General features: G+C 64.3%; 18 protein-coding genes. 15 read left to right on the top strand and 3 right to left on the bottom strand.

The features are described from left to right. Position 1 precedes the first annotated feature (1 nt). Positions 2 to 1066 carry a phosphotransferase gene (locus ACOZKU_RS11240; RefSeq protein WP_421578933.1) on the bottom strand — a complete coding sequence of 355 codons (1065 nt, stop codon included), beginning with the start codon at positions 1064 to 1066 and terminating at the stop codon, positions 2 to 4. A gap of 188 nt (positions 1067 to 1254) precedes the next feature. Here ACOZKU_RS11240 and ACOZKU_RS11235 point away from each other — a divergent pair, with 188 nt between their 5' ends. From ACOZKU_RS11235 to ACOZKU_RS11210, 6 genes are all read left to right on the top strand, one after another. Then, the gene (locus ACOZKU_RS11235) at positions 1255 to 1935 is read left to right on the top strand and encodes a GntR family transcriptional regulator (RefSeq protein ID WP_421578932.1); all 681 of its coding nucleotides are present in this window, start codon (positions 1255 to 1257) and stop codon (positions 1933 to 1935) included. A gap of 77 nt (positions 1936 to 2012) precedes the next feature. Beyond that, a complete protein-coding gene (locus ACOZKU_RS11230) occupies positions 2013 to 2753 on the top strand; it encodes an SDR family oxidoreductase (RefSeq protein ID WP_314088693.1) in 741 nt (246 codons plus the stop codon). Positions 2754 to 2944: 191 nt separating this feature from the next. Next, positions 2945 to 3997, top strand: coding sequence for an ABC transporter substrate-binding protein (locus ACOZKU_RS11225; RefSeq protein ID WP_421578931.1), 1053 nt, complete (start codon positions 2945 to 2947; stop codon positions 3995 to 3997). 187 nt (positions 3998 to 4184) lie between these two features. Next, positions 4185 to 5252: an ABC transporter ATP-binding protein gene (locus ACOZKU_RS11220; RefSeq protein ID WP_421578930.1), complete on the top strand. Its 1068-nt coding sequence runs from the start codon at positions 4185 to 4187 to the stop codon at positions 5250 to 5252. After that, on the top strand, positions 5249 to 6427 hold the full coding sequence (locus tag ACOZKU_RS11215) for an ABC transporter permease (RefSeq protein WP_421578929.1): 1179 nt from the start codon (positions 5249 to 5251) through the stop codon (positions 6425 to 6427). Before ACOZKU_RS11220 ends, ACOZKU_RS11215 begins: the two co-directional genes overlap by 4 nt. Before the next feature lie 2 nt (positions 6428 to 6429). Continuing rightward, positions 6430 to 7215 carry an ABC transporter permease gene (locus tag ACOZKU_RS11210; RefSeq protein ID WP_421578928.1) on the top strand — a complete coding sequence of 262 codons (786 nt, stop codon included), beginning with the start codon at positions 6430 to 6432 and terminating at the stop codon, positions 7213 to 7215. A gap of 18 nt (positions 7216 to 7233) precedes the next feature. Here the strand turns inward: ACOZKU_RS11210 and ACOZKU_RS11205 are convergent, their stop codons facing one another. After that, entirely contained in the window at positions 7234 to 8265 is a 1032-nt protein-coding gene (locus tag ACOZKU_RS11205) for a LacI family DNA-binding transcriptional regulator (RefSeq protein WP_421578927.1), read from the bottom strand. 289 nt (positions 8266 to 8554) lie between these two features. Between ACOZKU_RS11205 and ACOZKU_RS11200 the strand changes: the two genes are divergently transcribed. The 7 genes from ACOZKU_RS11200 (at position 8555) to ACOZKU_RS11170 (ending at position 15767) form a co-directional block, all read left to right on the top strand. Next, positions 8555 to 9874 (top strand): ABC transporter substrate-binding protein, encoded by a 1320-nt coding sequence (locus tag ACOZKU_RS11200; RefSeq protein ID WP_421578973.1) that lies wholly within the window; start codon positions 8555 to 8557, stop codon positions 9872 to 9874. Positions 9875 to 9976: 102 nt separating this feature from the next. Beyond that, the gene (locus ACOZKU_RS11195; protein WP_421578926.1) at positions 9977 to 10924 is read left to right on the top strand and encodes a carbohydrate ABC transporter permease; all 948 of its coding nucleotides are present in this window, start codon (positions 9977 to 9979) and stop codon (positions 10922 to 10924) included. Further along, positions 10921 to 11862, top strand: coding sequence for a carbohydrate ABC transporter permease (locus ACOZKU_RS11190; protein ID WP_421578925.1), 942 nt, complete (start codon positions 10921 to 10923; stop codon positions 11860 to 11862). The genes ACOZKU_RS11195 and ACOZKU_RS11190 overlap by 4 nt, the downstream gene beginning before the upstream one ends. Beyond that, a complete protein-coding gene (locus tag ACOZKU_RS11185) occupies positions 11859 to 12047 on the top strand; it encodes a hypothetical protein (RefSeq protein WP_421578924.1) in 189 nt (62 codons plus the stop codon). Before ACOZKU_RS11190 ends, ACOZKU_RS11185 begins: the two co-directional genes overlap by 4 nt. Before the next feature lie 4 nt (positions 12048 to 12051). Next, on the top strand, positions 12052 to 13149 hold the full coding sequence (locus ACOZKU_RS11180) for an ABC transporter ATP-binding protein (protein ID WP_421578923.1): 1098 nt from the start codon (positions 12052 to 12054) through the stop codon (positions 13147 to 13149). Continuing rightward, on the top strand, positions 13142 to 14137 hold the full coding sequence (locus ACOZKU_RS11175) for an ABC transporter ATP-binding protein (protein ID WP_421578922.1): 996 nt from the start codon (positions 13142 to 13144) through the stop codon (positions 14135 to 14137). The genes ACOZKU_RS11180 and ACOZKU_RS11175 overlap by 8 nt, the downstream gene beginning before the upstream one ends. Positions 14138 to 14147: 10 nt before the next feature. Further along, positions 14148 to 15767, top strand: a complete 1620-nt coding sequence (locus ACOZKU_RS11170; RefSeq protein ID WP_421578921.1) for a dihydroxyacetone kinase subunit DhaK — start codon at positions 14148 to 14150, stop codon at positions 15765 to 15767. Between the two features lie 239 nt (positions 15768 to 16006). Here ACOZKU_RS11170 and ACOZKU_RS11165 read toward each other — a convergent pair whose 3' ends face one another. After that, positions 16007 to 17380 carry a PLP-dependent aminotransferase family protein gene (locus tag ACOZKU_RS11165; protein WP_421578972.1) on the bottom strand — a complete coding sequence of 458 codons (1374 nt, stop codon included), beginning with the start codon at positions 17378 to 17380 and terminating at the stop codon, positions 16007 to 16009. 154 nt (positions 17381 to 17534) lie between these two features. Here ACOZKU_RS11165 and ACOZKU_RS11160 point away from each other — a divergent pair, with 154 nt between their 5' ends. Together ACOZKU_RS11160 and ACOZKU_RS11155 are read left to right on the top strand one after the other, a co-directional pair. Then, positions 17535 to 18398 (top strand): DMT family transporter, encoded by an 864-nt coding sequence (locus tag ACOZKU_RS11160; protein ID WP_421578920.1) that lies wholly within the window; start codon positions 17535 to 17537, stop codon positions 18396 to 18398. 120 nt (positions 18399 to 18518) lie between these two features. Then, on the top strand, positions 18519 to 19538 hold the full coding sequence (locus tag ACOZKU_RS11155) for a GlxA family transcriptional regulator (protein WP_314088678.1): 1020 nt from the start codon (positions 18519 to 18521) through the stop codon (positions 19536 to 19538). Positions 19539 to 19595 lie beyond the last annotated feature (57 nt).

Below are 19595 nucleotides of genomic sequence, written 5' to 3'. Positions count from 1 at the left end.
GTCAGGCCTCGGTCAGGTTGGGCGCGAGCCGTTTCAGCCCGGCGGGAGTGAGATCGGCAATATTCCGCAGGCCGCGCCAGGCGGTGGCGTGGTTGCGCATGATATAGGCCCGGTTTTCCGGGAAGCGCGCCGAGCGCCATTCAGCGATGATGATCGACATTGCGAGGCGGCAGCGCATGAGGAGAGGCAGCAGTTCGACTTCAGGGGGCAGCAGCGGGCGCGCGGAAAGGAAGCCGTCGAGGAAGGCGCCGGTGCGGGCGGCCCAGTTGTCGGTGGCCATGTGATAGGAGATGCCGACGGCGAGGTCGTTGATCAACGGCGCATGCACCATGTCGCCGAAGTCGATGATGCCGACGACCGTCGTCGGCTCCGCCGGATCGAGCAGGATGTTGTGCGGGTTGAAGTCGTTGTGGATGATCTGCCGGCGCTCGAGGGCTGCGATGGCCGGCAGCGACCTCTCGAATTCGGCAAGCACCGCTTCCACCTGCGCGCGGCGCTCTTCCGCCACGTCGCCCACGACGGCTTGCAGATCGAGCGTGTGGGAAATGTCCCACATCAGCTTTCCCTCGGGCGGGCGGCCGTCGTAGTTCTTGAGGCCAAGCCCGAGTTCGGCAAGGGAGCGCCCGACATTGCGGCTCTGCGCTTCGGAAGTCTGGGTGCGGTATTGCAGCTCGCCGTCGAGGAAGGTGAGCAGGCGCATGATACGCGGGCCGTCCGACGTGGAAAGCGTGCGGCTCGGCTCGCCCGACAGCGTCGGCACCAGCCGCGGCACGGGCACGGCGGGCGCGACGGCTTCGAGATGTAGCAGGGCGCTATCCTGGAACTCCAGCGCGGCCGGATCTTCGGCCGGGTTGGCGATCTTCAGGATGAAGTCGGTGCCGTCGGTGCGCTTGAAGAGAAAAGTCTCGTCGCGCTCGCTGGAAAGCCGCTTCACCGCGCCGACAAGCCCGTAGACATCGGCGACGGCCGCTTCGGCGTCCTCGATCGCAGTCACGCTCCAGGTCGCCGACATAGAATCCGGTTTTTGGGAGTCCTGTTTATGGGCGGCGGTCGCTGGCTCCGTCATGCTTGCTCCGTTCTGGCGGTTTCCCGCGGGTTCGTCCACGACGGTTTCCAGCGCTGTCGACAGCGCTTTGAGCACCGTTGCCACAGGCACTTCTTCCCCCGAGAATGCATGCGGCAGCGGCTCATACTTGAAACACGTCAAAAAAGATGCATCAAGTATCTTGTTATTCGATTTTGCGGACCAGTTCCATGCCCGAATTCGCGACACTGGAATATGAGAACCTCAACAGCGTGGTCTATGCTGCGCTGTGCGATGCGCTGATGCAGGGCCGCTTCCAGCCGGGCGACCGGTTGAAGATCCGCGATCTCGCCGAGCAGTTCGGCACCAGCGTCACGCCGATCCGCGACGCGATCCTGCGTCTTGCCAATGACGAAGCGGTCACCTTCCGCTCGCCGCGCGACATCCGCATCGCCGGCTTGAGCGAGGCGCGCTACCGTGAAATCCGCACCATCCGCGTGCGCCTTGAAGGGCTGGCCGCCGAAACCGCTGCACAGGTGGCGACGAGCGCCGATATCCTGGCGATGGAGCAGATTTTGCGGGACAACGAGCAGGCGATCGCCGACGGCGACCGTCTGAAGGGCACGCAGCTCAACCAGGCCTTCCACTTTATGCTGCCGCAGATTGCCGGCCTGCCGGTGCTTACCACCATCCTGCGCCGGCTCTGGCTGCAGATGGGGCCGCACATTTCCGATGCCTATCTGGCCGGCGGCCGGGCGATGATCGACCATCATTATCCCGTCGTCGAGGCGCTGAAACGGCACGACTCGCCCGCTGCCGCCATGGCCATCGTCGATGATATCCTGCTCGGCGGAAAACCGATCCTCGAGCGCATCGAGCGCGGCACGGAACGGGAGCCGTTGCGGGCCTGAAGCGGGTTAAAAGAGGAGGCTTGCAATTCGCGGGCCGCCGATTACGATGTATCAAGCATCAAAAAGGATCGCCCTGCATGACCGAAGAACGCCGCTACATGTTGCTGACGGGAGCGAGCCGGGGCATCGGCCATGCGACGGTCAAGCTCTTCCAGTCGAAGGGCTGGCGCATCCTCACCGTTTCCCGTCAGGCCTTTTCCGAAGAATGCGCCTGGCCCTCCGCCCGCGAAAGCCATATCCAGGCCGATCTTGCCGATCTCTCGCAGATCGACCGTCTTGCCGCAACCGTGCGCGAGCGCCTGCCGAACGGCAAGCTCCATGCGCTCGTCAACAATGCCGGCATCTCGCCGAAGGGCCCGGGAAAGAGCCGCCTCGGCGTGATGGGCACGGATGCTGATGTCTGGACGCAGGTACTCAACGTCAATGTCGTCTCGACGGCGCTGATTGCCCGCGCGCTCATGCCCGAGCTCGAAGCGGCCAAGGGCTCGATCGTCAACGTCACCTCGATTGCCGGAACGCGTGTCCATCCCTTTGCAGGTGTCGCCTATGCGGCGTCCAAGGCGGCGCTGGGCTCGCTGACGCGCGAAATGGCGCATGAATTCGGCAAGCGCGGGGTGCGGGCCAATGCCATCGCGCCGGGCGAAATCGAAACTTCGATCCTCTCGCCGGGAACGGACGAGCTGGTGGCGGCGGAAGTGCCGATGGGACGGCTGGGCGATCCGCGCGAAGTCGCGGAGACCATCCATTTCCTTTGCACCGAGCAGTCTTCCTATATCAACGGCGCGGAAATCCATATCAATGGAGGCCAGCACGTCTGACAAGGGTCAAAAGGGGAAAAATCCCCGTTGACCGGCAATGACCGGAATGCATCAATCGGCCGAACGCCCAGGGGAAAGGGCGCGACGACCGGTGAGGCCGCAGCCGATGCCGCAAACGGCGGGGTAAGCGGCCCGCGTGAGATCGTCATCGGAGCCCAGGGCTCCATCACAATGAAGAAAAGGGGAGTACCATGAAGACAATTCTGAAATCGGGTGTTCTGGCGGCCGCCGCCATCGTCCTGTCGGCCAGCATCGTTGTGCCCGCATTTGCGCGCGACCTGACCGTCGTGTCCTGGGGCGGCAACTATCAGGACGCCCAGCGCAACATCTACTTCAAGCCGTTTTCCGAAAAGCTCGGCAAGCCGGTGCTCGACGAAGCCTGGGACGGCGGCATTGGCGTGATCCAGTCGAAGGTCAAGGCCGGCGCCCCGAACTGGGATGCCGTGCAGGTGGAAGCCGAAGAGCTGGCGCTCGGTTGCGCCGACGGCCTCTACGAGAAGATCGACTGGGACAAGATGGGCGGCAAGGACAAGTTCCTCGACAGCGCCGTCAATGACTGCGGTGTCGGCGCCATCGTCTGGTCGACCGCCATCGCCTATGACGGCGACAAGTTGAAGGAAGGCCCGACCTCCTGGGCAGACTTCTGGAACGTCGAAAAGTTCCCCGGCAAGCGTTCGCTGCGCAAGGGCCCGAAATACACGCTGGAATTCGCGCTGCTCGCCGACGGCGTCTCGAAGGACGAGGTCTATGACGTGCTCGGCACGGAAGAGGGCGTCGCCCGCGCCTTCAAGAAACTCGACGAGCTGAAGCCGAACATCGTCTGGTGGGAATCCGGTGCGCAGCCGCTGCAATTCCTGGCGTCGGGCGAAGTCGCCATGACCTCGGCCTATAACGGCCGTATCACCGGCATCAACCGTTCGGAAGGCAAGCACTTCAAGGTCGTCTTCCCCGGCAGCATCTATGCCGTCGACAGCTGGGTCGTGCTGAAGGACGCCGAGAACAAGGACGCCGCGCAGGATTTCATCGCCTTCGCCAGCCTGCCGGAAAACCAGGCCAAGCTGCCGGAATTCGTAGCTTACGGCCTGCCGAACAAGGAAGCGGCCTCCAAGGTGCCGGCGGAATTCGCCAAGGACCTGCCGACCGATCCCGCCAACATGACGGACTCGATCCCGCTCAATGTCGATTTCTGGATCGACAATGCGGAAACGCTGACGGCCCGCTTCAACGCCTGGCTGGCGCAGTAAGGGGCATCTGCGGCGCCGTGCGGTGCGGATGAGACCCCCTCATCTGCCTGTCGGCACCTTCTCCCCGGTGGCGAGGAGGGGATGACCGCAGACGTTCCATTTCCCCTTCTCCCTTCGGGGAGAAGGTGGCCGAAGGCCGGATGAGGGGGTTCTCCTCCCGGCGCCATCCGTTCGATGGAGTGATCCCTTGGCCGAATTCATTCGATTTGACCGCATCACCAAATTCTATGGCCCGCTCTGCGTGGTCGAAAATCTCGACCTCGGCATTCAGAAGGGCGAGTTCGTCAGCCTGCTCGGCCCCTCCGGCTCCGGCAAGACGACGCTTTTGATGATGCTTGCCGGCTTCGAGCAGCCGACCTCGGGCAGCATCCTGCTCGACGGAACCGCCATCAATGCCGTGCCGACGCACAAGCGCGACATGGGCGTGGTCTTCCAGAGCTATGCGCTCTTTCCGCACATGTCCGTCGGCGAAAACATAGCCTTTCCCTTGCAGATGCGCGGCATCGGCAAGGCGGAGGTTGGCGAGCGGGTCAAGCGCGCGCTTGATATGGTGCAGCTTTCCGCCCTTGCCGACCGGCGCCCCTCTCAACTCTCCGGCGGCCAGCAGCAGCGCGTGGCGCTCGCCCGTGCACTCGTTTTCGAGCCGCGCGTCGTCCTGATGGACGAGCCGCTCGGCGCGCTCGACAAGAACCTGCGCGAGCAGATGCAGCTCGATATCCGCGACCTGCATCGCCGTCTCGGCCTGACCATCGTCTTCGTCACGCATGACCAGTCCGAAGCGCTCACCATGTCGGACCGGGTCGCCGTCTTCAACAAGGGCCGGATCGAGCAGATCGGCACGCCGCGGCAAGTCTATGACGAGCCGGCGACGCGCTTCGTTGCTGAATTCATCGGCGAGACCAATCTTGTCGAGGGTGTCGTGGAAGCCGTGCAGGGGCAGGAGGCCACCGTGCGGCTTCCCTCCGGCGCGCAGATCGTCTCCGCCGTATCGGGCACCGTCGCCTCCGGCCAGCCGGTCTTTCTCTCCATCCGCCCGGAACGCGTCGATCTCAGCGAGACGCGCGGCGAGGCGCGCAATGTGCTGGAAACAGAAGTCACCGATAGCGTCTACCAGGGCGATCATCTTCGCGTGCAGTTGCAGAATGCGACGCAGCCAATGATCGCCAAGCTCGGCCGCCGGTCGCGCGAGTTTCCGCCCGGCACCAAGGTCTTCGCGGCCTTTTCGGCGGGCGACTGCCGGGTCATCGCGCCATGAGTGCAGCCTCATCCCGCACCGGGCGATCGTTCCTTCTGCTGGCGCCGCTGCTTCTCTTTCTCATCGGCTTCTTCGTCTGGCCGCTGTTCAGCATGATGTCGCAGGCCGTGTCGGATCCCGCCGTGCTCAAGCTTCTGCCGCGCAGCGCCGAGGTTCTCGCCGACTGGGACCGCAAGTCGCCGCCGTCGGCCGCCATGCAGACGGCGCTGATGGAGGACCTGAAAGCCGTTGACGACGACCAGGCGCTCGGCGACATGGTGCGCCGCCTCAACAGCGCCCGCTCCGGCTTCCGCACGCTGATGGGCAAGACGACGAGCGCGCTCGACGACACGGCAAACCCGCCCGCCGATCTCGTCTCAATCGACAAGCGCTGGGAAAAGCCGGAATTCTGGCTGGCGATCGCCGATGCTTTGTCGCCCTATACCGACCGCAACCTGCTGGCCGCCGTCGATTTCGGCCGCAATGCCGCCGGCGAGATCGAACATCTGCCGCCGGACCAGTCGGTCAACAGCGTGATCCTCGCGCGCACCTTCTGGATCGCCGGGCTCGTCACTTTTTTCTGCGCCCTGATCGGCTTCCCTTATGCGATCATCGCGGCGTCACTCGACGGCTGGAAGCGCGACCTGATGCTCGGTGCGGTGCTCCTGCCGCTGTGGACCTCGCTTCTCGTGCGCACCGCCGCGTGGTTCATCCTCTTGCAGGAAAAGGGTCTGATCAACGACCTTCTCCTGACGCTCGGCATCATCCATTCGCCGCTGGCGCTGATCTTCAACCGCACCGGCGTCATCATCGCCATGACCCATGTGCTCCTGCCCTTCATGGTTCTGCCGATCTATTCCGTGCTGATCACCATCCCGAAGAACCTGATGCCGGCCGCCGCCTCGCTCGGTGCGTCGCCGCTGCGCGCCTTCCTGCGCGTGCTCCTGCCGCTCAGCCTGCGCGGCGTCGCCTCCGGCGGCCTGCTCGTCTTCATCTCGGCGATCGGCTACTACATCACGCCGGCGCTGATCGGCGGGCCGGGCGACCAGATGATCTCGTCGATCATCGCCTTCTATGCGACCGGTTCTGCAAACTGGGGCATGGCCGGCGCGCTCGGCATGGTGCTGCTCGTCGCAACGCTCGTGCTCTACAGCGTCTATGCACGGCTCTCCAGCGAAGAACCGGGGAGGCGCTGACCATGCCGATGAAAATCGCCAAAGCCACCTTCGCCACGCTGACGATCCTGTTTCTCGTGGCACCCCTCATCGCCATCCTGCCGCTCGCCTTCACCTCGAGCGTCATCCTCACCTATCCGATCCCGTCTTGGTCGCTGCGCTGGTTCGAGGAGCTGTTCTTCGCCGACGCCTGGCGCCGCGCCATCGTCAACAGCCTGATCATCGGCACCGGCACGACGCTGCTCGCCACCGTTCTCGGTACGGCGGCCTCGCTTGGCCTGCGCAACCGGCTCATCCTCTTTCGCGGCACGATGCGCACGCTCTTCCTGCTGCCCATGGTGGTGCCGGCCGTTGTGCTCGGCGTCGGCATGCAGGTGCTGCTGGCGGGTTTCGGCCTCACGAACAGCTATCTCGGCGTGATCATCGCCCACACGGTCGTCGCCGTGCCGTTCGTGGTGGTCAGCGTCACCGGGGCGCTGGCGGGCATCGACGAACGGGTGGAGCTGGCCGCGCAGAGCCTTGGCGCGGCGCCGATCACGGTGTTCCGCCGCATCACGCTGCCGCTCGCCATGCCCGGCGTGCTCTCGGGCGCCGTGCTCGCCTTCGCGACCTCGCTCGATGAAGTGGTCTTGACGCTTTTCGTCGCCGGCCCCAACCAGCGCACGCTGGCGCGGCAGATGTTCTCCTCGATCCGCGAGAATATCAGCCCCGCCATCGCCGCCGCCGCCTTCCTGTTCATCGCCGCGACTGTGGTCATTGGTGTCGTCGTCGTCCTGTCTCGCTCGATGCTGGCGAAGCGGCGCCTGTGACGGCCCACCGGACGCGGGTCAATCCATGCGAAGGTTCTCTTTGAGGAGGATTTCGATGCGGAGGCGCTCTTGCGAGGCGAGCAGTTCACGATGGTCGGAGCGGGCGCGCATGATGCGCAGAGCGCTGCGCACGGCATGGCCGGGATCCTGCGCGATGACGGCGTCGATGCGCTCGTCCATCAGTGCCTGTTCACTGAAGGGTGTGCGCTCGTGCGCGATGACGGTCAGGGGGCGGGCTTCCTGGGCGTTCCAGATGGCGGTCAGCGGGACACGCGCTTCTGCACTGAGGACATAGACGGCGAGAATGTCGGGGTTGTGCTCCAAGGTGCGCCGGATTATGAGGTCGGCGCGTTTTTCGTCGGCATAGGTTTCCAGCGACGGCAGGCTTTCCAGATGCGGGAACTGGCTGTTGATCACGCTGTCGAAGCCGAGGCGGCGCTGGATACTGTCGAGTGCCATCATGGTTTCGGCGACGACCATAATCTTGCCGGGTCGTGCGGCGACGAAGCGCCCGGCAATCTTGCCTGCCGTCGCTCCGGCCGCGAAATTGTCGACGCCGACATAATCGGCGCGCTCCAGCCGCTCCTGGCCTGACAGGAACTGCACGACCTTCACGCCGCGCTCGACGAGGCGCACGAGCGCGTCACGCACCTGCGGCGATTCCGGTGCCATCACCGCGACGCCGTCCAGCGCTTCGCTGTCGATGGCCGAGAGGTATTTGGCGACATGGTGCGGATCGCTCATCGGGATCCGCGCGGCTTCGACCTCGGTGGCGTCGGCCCGGAGCGCTTCCTTCGCCTCGCCGACACGGGCAATGAGTTCGGCGAGATACTGGTCGCCGGACGTCGGCAGAACAAAGCGGAAGCGATAGGTCTTGTTGCGCGCCAGCGCCACGGCAGCGGGATTGCGCACAAAGCCGATACGCTCGATGGCCTCAGCAACCCTCTTTGCGGCTTTCGGGCTGACATTCGGCCGCTCATTGAGGACGCGGTCGACGGTCGCAAGGCTTACGCCCGCGGCTTCTGCCAGGTCTTTTGCGGTGGGCCGCATGCTGCACTCTCTTTTGCGACTGCGTGATTCTTCTCCGATCTCTCCAACAAAAGCAGGCGAAAATCAAGAATTGACGTGCGCACCTCAAAATTCGCTTGCATTGAGGTGCGCACCTCAATATGATTTTCACCGTGGTAGCCGAGAGGAACGGCCCAGCCACACAGGCGGCGCGGGGGAGAACAGGCCCGCCGGGAGGTTTACCGCGTCAGGTGCCCGCAAAAGGGCGTTTTCAGCCTTCCGATGGGGTCGGAAGGCGAGGGAGGAGGTCCCCGCCATGACATTTAGCCATATGAGATCACTGGCCGCTTTCGGCGCGCTTCTGGCCGCCGGCGTCGCAAATCCGGGTCAGGCCAGCGCCAAGGACTTGACGCTGTGCTGGGCCGCCTGGGATCCGGCCAATGCGCTCGTCGAACTCAGCAAGGATTTCGAGGCTAAGAGCGGCATCACGATGAAGTTCGAATTCGTGCCGTGGCCGAATTTCGCCGATCGCATGCTCAATGAACTCAACTCCGGCGGCAAGCTCTGCGACCTGATGATCGGCGACAGCCAGTGGATCGGCGGTGCGGCGGAGAACGGCCAATACGTCAAGCTCAACGATTTCTTCGACAAGGAAGGGATCAAGATGAGCGACTTCATTCCGGCGACCGTCGTCGGCTATGCCGAATGGCCGAAGAACTCACCCAACTACTGGGCGCTGCCGGCCTTCGGCGATGTGGTTGGCTGGAGCTATCGCAAGGACTGGTTCTCCCGTCCCGAGCTTCAGGCGGAATTCAAGGAGAAATACGGCCGCGATCTGGCCGTGCCGAAGACCTTCGGCGAACTGAAGGACATCGCCCAGTTCTTTCAGAAGCGCGAGATCGACGGCAAGACGGTCTATGGCGCGGCGATCTACACGGAACGCGGTTCCGAGGGCATCACCATGGGCGTCATGGACGTGCTCTACAGCTTCGGCTTCAAATACGAAAATCCGGACAAGCCTTATGAACTGGAAGGCTATGTCAATTCCGCGGACGCGGTAAAGGGCCTGGAGTTCTACAAGGAGCTCTACGATTGCTGCACGCCGCCCGGCCATTCCGACGCCTACATGTCCGAGGACATCGACGCTTACAAGTCGGGTCAGGTCGCGCTGCATATGAACTTCGCCTTCACCTGGCCGGGCATCAATGCCGACGCCAATGTCGGCGGAGAAAAGTCGGGTTACTTCCCCAACCCGGCAGGCCCGGATGGTGCCGCTTATGCGCAGCTCGGCGGGCAGGGCATTTCGGTCGTCTCCTCCTCGCAGAAGCAGGAGGATGCGCTCGCCTATATCAAGTGGTTCGCGCAGCCTGAAATTCAGCAGAAATGGTGGCAGATGGGCGGTTACTCGGCGCTCCTGAAGGTGGTTGAGGATCCCGGCTTTGCGACCAGCCAGCCCTATGCGCAGACCTTCCTCGATTCCATGGCCATCGTGCAGGACTTCTGGGCCGAGCCGAGCTACGCCTCGCTGCTGCAGGCCGCACAGAAGCGCTTCCACGACTATGTCGTTGCCGGACAGGGCACAGCCAAGGATGCGCTCGATGGTCTGGCAAAGGACTGGACGCAGGTCTTCGACGACGAAGGCAAATACTGACGCCATCGGCCGGGCCCGCGCCTCCCAGCGGGCCACGGCGCGGCCGGAGCCGGGGATTTATCCCGGCTCTGCCGCCGCCCACGCTTTTCTAGGGGAATACCAATGCTGAAATCATCCGTGGACCGGGTCGCCGAGGCGACGCCGCATGCCATCGCCAGACGCATGCACGGCCTATCCGACCGGGCGCTCGCCTGGCTCTTCGTCGCGCCGACGATCGTATTGCTGCTGGCGATCAATATCTTCCCGCTCATCTGGACGATCCGGCTGAGCTTCACCAATTTCCGGGTCAACCGGCCCAATGCAGAGGTCGAGTTCGTCGGCCTGAAAAACTATCTGAACGTCCTGTCCGATCGGGATATCTGGCTGACCATGCAGGCGACGGCCCATTTCTTGATCTGGACCATCGTGCTCCAGGTCCTGATCGGCTTCACGCTCGCCTATCTCATCAACAAGAAGTTCCGCGGCAACGACCTGTGGACCACGATCATCGTGTTGCCGATGATGCTGAGCCCGGCGGTGGTGGGCAATTTCTGGACTTTTCTCTACCAGCCGCAGATCGGCCTCTTCAACTATGCGGTCGGCTTCCTGACCGGCGCGGACCCCTCCAGCTTCTCGATGATCGGCGACGTGTCGCTTGCCCCCTGGGCCATCATCATCGTCGATACCTGGATGTGGACACCTTTCGTCATGCTGATCTGCCTGGCGGGCCTGCGCTCCATTCCGGGAAGCATCTACGAGGCGGCCGAGTGCGATCGCGCCAGCAAGTGGCGGCAATTCTGGACGATCACCATCCCGCTCGTCCTGCCCTTCCTGATGCTCGCCGTGCTGTTCCGCGGCATCGAGAACTTCAAGATGTTCGACCTCGTTGTGCAGCTGACAGGCGGCGGGCCAGGCTCGATCACCGAGCTCACCTCGATCAACCTCAAGCGTGAAGCCTTCGAGAAATGGCGCACCGGCTATGCCTCGGCCTATGCCGTCATCCTCTTCGTCACGGTCTTCGGCCTCGCCTCGATCTATGTGAAGGCGCTCAACAAGGTGAAACAACGATGAGCAGCTACTCCGTCACCGAGCCGTCGCTCCGGCAGAAATGGTTCGCCGGCTCCCTGGTCGTGCTTTATGCGCTGATCACCATCCTGCCCCTCGTCTGGATCATCGCGACGAGCTTCAAGAGCCCGTCCGACGCCATCGCCTATCCGCCGAAGACTTTCTTCACGCCGACGGTGGAGGGCTATGTCAACGTCTTCACGACCCGCACCCGCCTTTCGGCGGAACAGCTCCAGGCGCTCGGCGAGCCCATCACCTGGTATGACAAGCTCGTGCGCAAGGACGGGCTCGTCATCTCCGGCCCCTCGCGCTTTGCCGAGCGTTTCACCAATTCGGTGATCATCGGCTTCGGCTCCACGGTGCTCTGCATCGTGCTTGGTACGGTGGCGGCCTATGCCTTCTCGCGCTTCAAGGTGCCGCTCAAGGATGACCTTCTGTTCTTCATCCTATCGACGCGCATGATGCCGCCGATCGCCGTCGCCATCCCGATCTTCCTGATGTTCCGCTCGCTCGGGCTGAGCGACACTCATGCCGGCATGATCCTGCTCTATACGGCGGTGAACCTCTCGCTGTCCGTCTGGCTGCTTAAGGGGTTCATCGACGAAATCCCGATCGAATACGAGGAAGCGGCGCTGATCGACGGCTACACCCGCTTCCAGGCCTTCTACAAAGTCGTGCTGCCGCAGGCGGCGACCGGCATCGCCTCCACCGCGATCTTCTGCCTGATCTTCGCCTGGAACGAATATGCTTTCGCCGTGCTCTTGACCTCCGGCAATGCCCAGACGGCGCCGCCCTTCATTCCCACCATCATCGGCGTCAGCGGTCAGGACTGGCCGGCCGTGGCGGCGGGCGCGACGCTCTTCCTCGTGCCGGTCATGGTGTTCACCATCCTTCTGCGCAAACATCTCCTGCGCGGCATCACCTTCGGAGCCGTCCGCAAATGACACGATTTTTCAACGGTCTCATGCATTTCAGGCGGGGCGCCTGGGAGATGCTGGCCTCGGTGCTGATTGCCGCCGGCGTCGTCATGCTCATGCAGCCCTTCGCGCTGGCGCTCTATTCCTGGTCCTTCGTCATAACCCTGCTGGGCACGGTGATGTTCATCGTCGTCAGCCATTTCCCGGAGTAGGCCGATGGCGCAGATCAGAATCGAAAACATCCGCAAGGAGTTCGGCGCCTTCACCGCGGTGCGCTCCTCCAGCTTCACCATCGAAGACGGCGAATTCTTCATGCTGCTCGGCCCCTCCGGCTGCGGCAAGACGACGACGCTGCGCATGATGGCCGGCCTCGAACTGCCGACCTCGGGCGAGATCTTCATCGACGGCGAGGAGGTCGGCATGAAGCCGGCCAGCCAGCGCGACATTGCCTTCGTCTTCCAGATGTTCGCGCTCTACCCGCACATGAACGTGCGCAAGAACATCTCCTATCCGCTGGTCAGCCAGGGCATGAAACGTGAGGAAGTGGCGACGCGCATTGCCGAGGTCGCCCGCATCCTCAGGATCCAGCATATCCTCGACAAGCCGGTCGGCGGTCTTTCGGGCGGCGACCGCCAACGCGTGGCGCTCGGTCGCGCCATCGTGCGCCGGCCGAAGGCCTTCTTCATGGACGAGCCGCTCGGCGCGCTCGATGCCGAATTTCGCGAGCACATGGCGGAAGAGCTGCGTGCGCTGCACGACCGCATGGGCGCCACCACCGTCTATGTCACGCACGACCAGCTCGAGGCGATGCAGATGGGTGACAAGATCGTCGTCATGAACCACGGCATCGTCGAGCAATTCGGCAAACCGCAGCAGATCTACGACTGGCCGGCGACAAAATTCGTCGCCCAGTTCATCGGCTCTCCCTCGATGAATTTCCTGGATTTCGAAGGCATGATCGGTATCGGCGGCGATGGTGTCGACCTTGGAAGCGTCAGGGTCAGGGTTCCCGCAGTGCGCGAAGGCCGTGCCGGGCGGCTGACGCTGGGTGTTCGCCCCGAGCATGTCAAATTCCGCGACGATGCGCCGTATCGCGGCCGCGTCGTGGCCATCGAATATCTCGGCACGACGCAGATCGTCACGCTCTCGACGGCGCATGGCGATCTGAAGGCGCGCATTTCCTCCGGCCAGACGGTGCGCGAGGAGGAGCTGGTCGGCCTCGATTTCGATGAGCGAACGCTTTCGCTGTTCGACGCGGAAAACGGCAAGGCGCTCGTCTCCGAAGCCAATGAAGGAGTGCTGGGACATGGCTGAAGTCACCCTCGAAAACGTGACGAAGACCTTTGGCGGCACGGTCGCGCTCGACAATGTCTCGCTGAGGGTGCCGGACGGATCCTTCGTCGTGCTGCTTGGCCCGACGGGCGCGGGCAAGACGACGACGCTGCGCATGGTCTCCGGCCTCGATGCGCCCGACAGCGGCGCGGTCACCATCGGCGGCCGGTCGATGCGAGGCCTGTCCCCGGCAGAGCGCAACGTTGCCATGGTCTTCCAGCAATATTCGCTCTATCCCCATCTTACGGTTCGCCAGAACCTGGAGTTTCCCCTGAAGTCGCCGCTTCTCAGGACACCGCAGGCGGCGATCGACAGGAAGGTGAAGGAGGTTGCCGAGGTCTTGCAGATCGCCCACAAGCTGGACAACAAGGCGACCGCGCTTTCCGGCGGCGAGATGCAGCGCGTCTCCATTGGCCGCGCGCTCGTCCGCAACCCGGAGGTCTTTCTGATGGACGAGCCGCTGAGTTCGCTTGATGCCAAGCTCCGGGCAGACCTGCGCATCGAATTGAAACGCATCCAGGCCAAGTCCGGCGCGACGCTCATCTATGTCACCCATGACCAGATCGAGGCGATGACCATGGCGACCCATGTCGGCGTGCTGAATGCGGGAAGGCTTGTGCAATTCGGCTCGCCGCGCGAGGTTTATGAACATCCCGTCAGCGTCTATGCCGCGACGCGTCTCGGTCAACCGCGCATCAATGTGTTGCCGGCCGATCTCTTTGCCAGTGCACCGCCGGGTGCAAAAAGCATCGGCCTTCGACCCGAACACATCGCGCAGGGCGAGGGTGAGGAGGCGTTGGTCAAGCGCGTCGAGCATCTCGGCGACCAGACGCGCCTGCACCTTACCTTCAAGCGGCACGACCTCATTACCGTCACCGACGCCCATACGCCGCTCAGGGGCGGCGAGACCATCCGGATCCAACCGTCGCAGCCGCTCTATTTCGACGCGGCGGGCATGCGTTTAGTTTAAGGAGATTCCCATGGCGCAATTCATCAACAGGCGCGAAGACGTCGTCACGGAAGCGATCGACGGCGTGCTGGCTCTTTCGGGCGGTGCGCTTACCCGCCTCGACGGCTATCCGCATATCCGCGTCGTCAAGCGCAGCGACTGGGACAAGTCGAAGGTCGCGATCGTCTCGGGCGGCGGCTCCGGCCACGAGCCCGCCCATGTCGGCTTCGTCGGAAAGGGCATGCTGACGGCGGCCGTCTGTGGGGACGTCTTCGCCTCGCCCAGCGTGGACGCCGTGCTGGCCGGCATTCTTGCCGTGACGGGGCCGGCCGGGTGCCTGCTTATCGTCAAGAACTATACCGGTGACCGGCTGAATTTCGGCCTCGCCGCCGAAAGGGCGCGGGCCTATGGCCTGAACGTCTCGATGGTCATCGTCGGCGACGACATCGCGCTTCCCGACCTGCCGCAGGCCCGCGGCGTCGCCGGCACGCTTTTCGTGCACAAGATCGCCGGCGCGCTCGCCGAGCACGGCGCCGATCTCGACACGGTCACGGCTGCCGCAAAGCGCGTCATCGCCGGCACGCGTTCCATCGGCATGTCGCTGGACACCTGCCGCGTGCCCGGCTCGCCGAAGGAGGATCGTATCCCGGACGGCAAGGCCGAACTTGGTCTCGGCATTCATGGCGAGGCAGGCGTCGAGCAGATCGATTTTGCCGGCGCACGCGCCTCGGTCGCGACCATGGTCGAGCGGTTGGCCGCCGTCATGGGCGAGGGGCCGCATGTCGCGTTGATCAACAATCTCGGCGGCGCTTCGGTCTTGGAAATGTCCGTGCTTGCGCATGACCTTTTCGGCTCTTCCGTCGGCTCACGGATACACCATGTCATCGGCCCCGCGCCGTTGATGACCTCGCTCGACATGCAGGGGTTCTCCATTTCGGTCTTCCTGGCCGACGCCGACGAGCTGAGGCTGCTGAAAACCGCCGTACCGATCCCCGCCTGGCCGGGTGTTTCGGATGTCCGGCCGATTTCCGTCGTCGCGCTGCCGGACGGCCTGACGCCAATCATGCCGATGCCGTCCCAGCATGCGGCGACGCGCGCCTTCCTTCTCGATTGCTGCGACGTGCTGGTTGCCGCCGAACAGGATCTCAATGCGCTCGATGCCAAATCCGGTGATGGCGATACCGGCTCGACGCTGGCAGGTGCCGCCCGCGCGCTGACCAAGGCCATCGACCGCCTGCCGCTGTCCGACCATACGCAGCTGCTGCGCGCCATCGGCCAGGAGCTCAGCCAGACGATGGGCGGTTCCTCCGGCGTGCTGCTTGCTATCTTATTCGCCGCCGCCGGCGACGGGGCGTCGAGCGGCCTGCCGATGCGCGAGGCGCTGCGCGCTGGCCTTGCCCGCATGCAGGAAATCGGCGGCGCCCGGACCGGCGACCGCACGATGGTCGATGCGCTTGCCCCCGCGCTCGACGCGCTCGGACAGGGCGTTGCCGCTGCAGCCGATGCTGCAAGACAGGGCGCGAACGTCACCGCGACCCTGACCCGCGCCAAGGCCGGCCGCGCCGCCTATATCAACGCCAAACAGCTCGAAGGTCATATCGACCCCGGCGCCGAGGCCGTGGCCCGGCTCTTCGAACATCTGGCGCGCTGATCGCGCGCCGGAGCAGTTTGCCGGGCGCGTTTTGGCAATGCCTAGGATCGCGGTGCGAGATTGTGCCATTGTACCGGCTGCGGCGACGAGGAAAGCGAGCCCGGCATAGGCTTCTGCGCAGCCCCTTTCGAGGGTGCATGACATGAAGTCATCCAGCAATGCTTGCGCCGCACCGGAGGGCTGGTTGTCACCCGCGCCGAGCCTTTCCTCGCCCGTCTTGAGCGCTAGCCCGCCGATGGTCAGAATTCTGGATAGTGTCTGCGCTCCAGCGCTCGCGCCAGTACATCGTAAATGCGCGGGTCGCCCATGTGGGCAACGTTGAAGCGCATGAAGCTGCCGGCCGTTTGCGAGACGCTGAAGACATTGCCAGGCGCAAACACCACGCCTTCGGCGACCGCGGCCTGCGCGACCTCGCCGGAATCCAGCCCTTCCGGCAGCCGGCACCAGAGATTGAAGCCGCCGCGTGGCGAAAGCCACGGCGTGATGCCGAGCCGCGCCAGCCGGTCGGCCGTCTCGCGCCGCGCGCGCACCAAGCGGCGGCGCAGCTCTTCCATATGTTTGCGATAGAAGCCGCCGGCCAGCATATGGGCGATGATCTCGCTGGAGACCGGGCTCGGGCCGCCGAAATTGGTGGCGATCTGCAGATCGACCAGCCCCTCGACCCAGTCCGCCCGTGCCGCGATATAGCCGCAGCGCACGGAGGCCGAGAGCGTCTTAGAGAAGCTGCCGATGCGGATGACGTGGTGCAGGCCGTCGAGTGCCGCAAGCCGCGTCGTCGGCTCCGGCTCGAAATCGGCGAAGATGTCGTCTTCCACGATGACGGTGTCGTTCGCCGCGGCCGCGTTCAGCAGGCGGTGCGCGACCTGCGGCGAGAGCGTCGCGCCGGTCGGATTGTGCAGCGCCGAATTGGTGATGTAGAGCCGTGGCCGCTCCGCCGAAAGCAGCGCCTCGAACGTCGCGACATCGGGGCCTGCCGGTGTGTAGGGCACGCCGATCACCTTGACCTGATGGGCTTTCAGCAGTGCCTGAAAATTGAAGTAGCAGGGATCGTCGATCAGCACGGTGTCGCCGGGGCGAAGCAGGAAACGGCAGACGAGATCGAGCGCCTGCGTGCTGGTATTGGTCAGCATCAGCTGCTCGGGGCTGGCGGCCACGCCTTCTTCCGCAAGGCGGCCGAGCAGCAGCCGTCGCAACGCGTTGGAGCCGCGTGTATGGCCGTAATAGGCGAGCATGGCGTCGTCTGAGCGCGCGAGGCTGCGGATTGCCCGGCGCAGCGCCTCGTTGGGCATCCATTCCGCCGGCAGCCAGCCGCAGCCGGGTTTCAGCGTGCCGTCCTCGGCATCGAGCGATTGGCGCGATACCCAGAACGGATCGACCGCGCGGGCCTTCGGCGTTTCGGCATCCGCCAGCTTCAGTGGCGGCGGGGCGGCATGGGAGACGTAGAAGCCGGAGCCGCGTTGCGGCCGGATCAAGCCCTCGGCGGCCAGCCGGTCATAGGCCTCGACGACCGTCGACGGCGACACGCCTGCCGTGGCGGCGAGGCCGCGGATCGACGGCAGACGATCGCCCGGCGCCAGCGCCCGGCCGGCGATGCGGTTTCGAATGGCGGCCATCACCTGTTCGGTGCGGCTTCCTCTTGCGGTTTCGGGCAAGGCTTCGCTCAAGTGTATGGCTTCTGAAGCTGGTACAGTTATTCGATATTGTATGGTTTTGTTTCTGTCCCGGCCAGCCCCGCGCGCGTATTTTCCCGGCGAATGCGAGGTGCACATGAAAACATCCATGGACGGTTGGGGCAGCGGGCTTGCCGGTGTCATCATCTTCAGCGGGTCGTTGCCGGCGACTCGTATCGCGGTGGCGGATTTTTCGCCGCTCTTCCTGACCTCGGCGCGGGCCGTCATCGCCGCGCTGTTGGGGGCGGCGCTGCTCGTCGCGCTGCGTCAGAGCAAGCCCTCGCGGGACAATCTCTTCTCTCTCGCCATCGTCGCGCTCGGCGTCGTCGTCGGCTTTCCGCTGCTGACGGCGCTCGCGCTGCAATATATCACATCGGCCCATTCCATCGTTTTCGTCGGGCTTCTGCCGCTGGCAACCGCGGTCTTCGCGGTGCTGCGGGGCGGGGAGCGGCCCAAGCCGCTGTTCTGGCTGTTCTCCGTCATCGGCAGCGCGATGGTGGTGGGCTTCGCGCTGAATTCCGGCGCGGAGGTCTCGCTGACCGGCGATCTCCTGATGGTGGCGGCGATCATCGCCTGTGGACTAGGCTATGCGGAAGGCGCGAAACTGTCGCGCACGCTCGGCGGCTGGCAGGTCATTTCCTGGGCGCTGATCCTCGCGTTGCCACTGATGGCCGTCATCGCGCTTGCGACGCTGCCGGACAGTTGGTCCGACATTGCCGGCGGCGCCTGGGCGGGGCTGGCCTATGTTTCGGTCTTCAGCATGCTCGTCGGCTTCGTCTTCTGGTATCGCGGGCTGGCACGCGGCGGCATTGCGGCGGTCGGGCAATTGCAGCTGCTTCAGCCCTTCTTCGGCCTGCTGCTCGCCGCCTTCCTACTGCATGAGCACGTCAGCTCGCTGATGCTCCTGACTACGCTCGCCATCGTCGCCTGCGTTGCCGGGGCGCGCAAATTTGCCAGATAAGCCAATCAGCATACAAACGCTGTGCAAGGAATGGAGCGGTGGGGCGAAATCTGCTATGAATATCGACGGCGGTCCTGGCTGGCGACGATCCTGTCCCGGCAGACCGCCCGGGAGATGCGGATGACGGTGGATGTGCGGACATCGCGGGAGACGGGCAACCACGCGGCGCCCAAGGCGTTGCGCGTCGGTTTCATCCTGTCGAAAAGCTTCACGCTCTCCGCCTTTGCGCTGTTCGTCGATACCTTGCGGCTTGCCAGCGATAGTGAAGACCGCTCCCGCCGCGTCAATTGCGACTGGGACGTCTTGAGCAGTTCGCGCAATTTCATCTCCTCGTCGAGCGGCATCCAGGTCGCGCCGACGGCCCCCTTTGCCGATCCCTCGGCTTTCGACTACATCGCCGTGGTCGGTGGCCTGCTCAAGGTGGATGAGCCGATCGACAGCTATGCACGCGCCTATCTGGCCAAGGCCGCCAAGGCCGGCGTCGGGCTGATCGGCCTCTGTACCGGCAGCTTCGTCCTTGCCGAGGCGGGCTTGCTCAAGGGGCATACGGCCTGCGTGAGCTGGCTGCACCACCGCGAATTCCGGGCCCGTTACCCCGATATCGAGGCGACTTCCGAGCAGATTTTCCGCTTCGACGGCAAGGTCGCCACCTGTGCCGGCGGCAGCAGCGTCGCGGATCTGGCCGCAACGCTCGTGCGCCATCATGTCGGCGAGGCGGCGGAGCGCAATGCGCTGGAAATCCTGCAGATCCGCCACCGGCGCGACGCCACCGACCTTCAGCCGCGCAATCCGCTCGGGCTGGAGGCGCGCGACCGCCGCGTGCATCTCGCCATCATGATGATGGAGCAGCACACGGAAGACCTGTTGTCCATCGACAGCATCGCCACTATGACCGGCGTCTCCCGCCGCCAGCTGGAGCGCCTGTTCGAGAGCGACATGGGCGCCTCGCCGAGCACGATCTACATGAAGATCCGCATGGCGGCCGCCTTCAACATGGTGGTGCGCACCAACAAGCCGCTGATCGAGATCGCGCTTGAGACCGGCTTCGAGAGCCTGTCGCATTTCACCCGCCGTTTCCGCGCGGCCTTCGACGATACGCCCTCGCAGATCCGTCGCGACGGACGCCGCCAGGCGAGCTGATTTCGCCTTTTCCGGGAACCAAGACGCCCGCCATCCGTTCGGTCACCATTCTGACAA

The sequence above is a fragment of the Shinella sp. M31 genome, assembly GCF_049199205.1.
In the GTDB taxonomy this organism is placed as follows: Bacteria; Pseudomonadota; Alphaproteobacteria; order Rhizobiales; family Rhizobiaceae; genus Shinella.
Note: the sequence above shows the minus strand (reverse complement) of the source record. Positions and strands in the feature narration are given on the sequence as shown.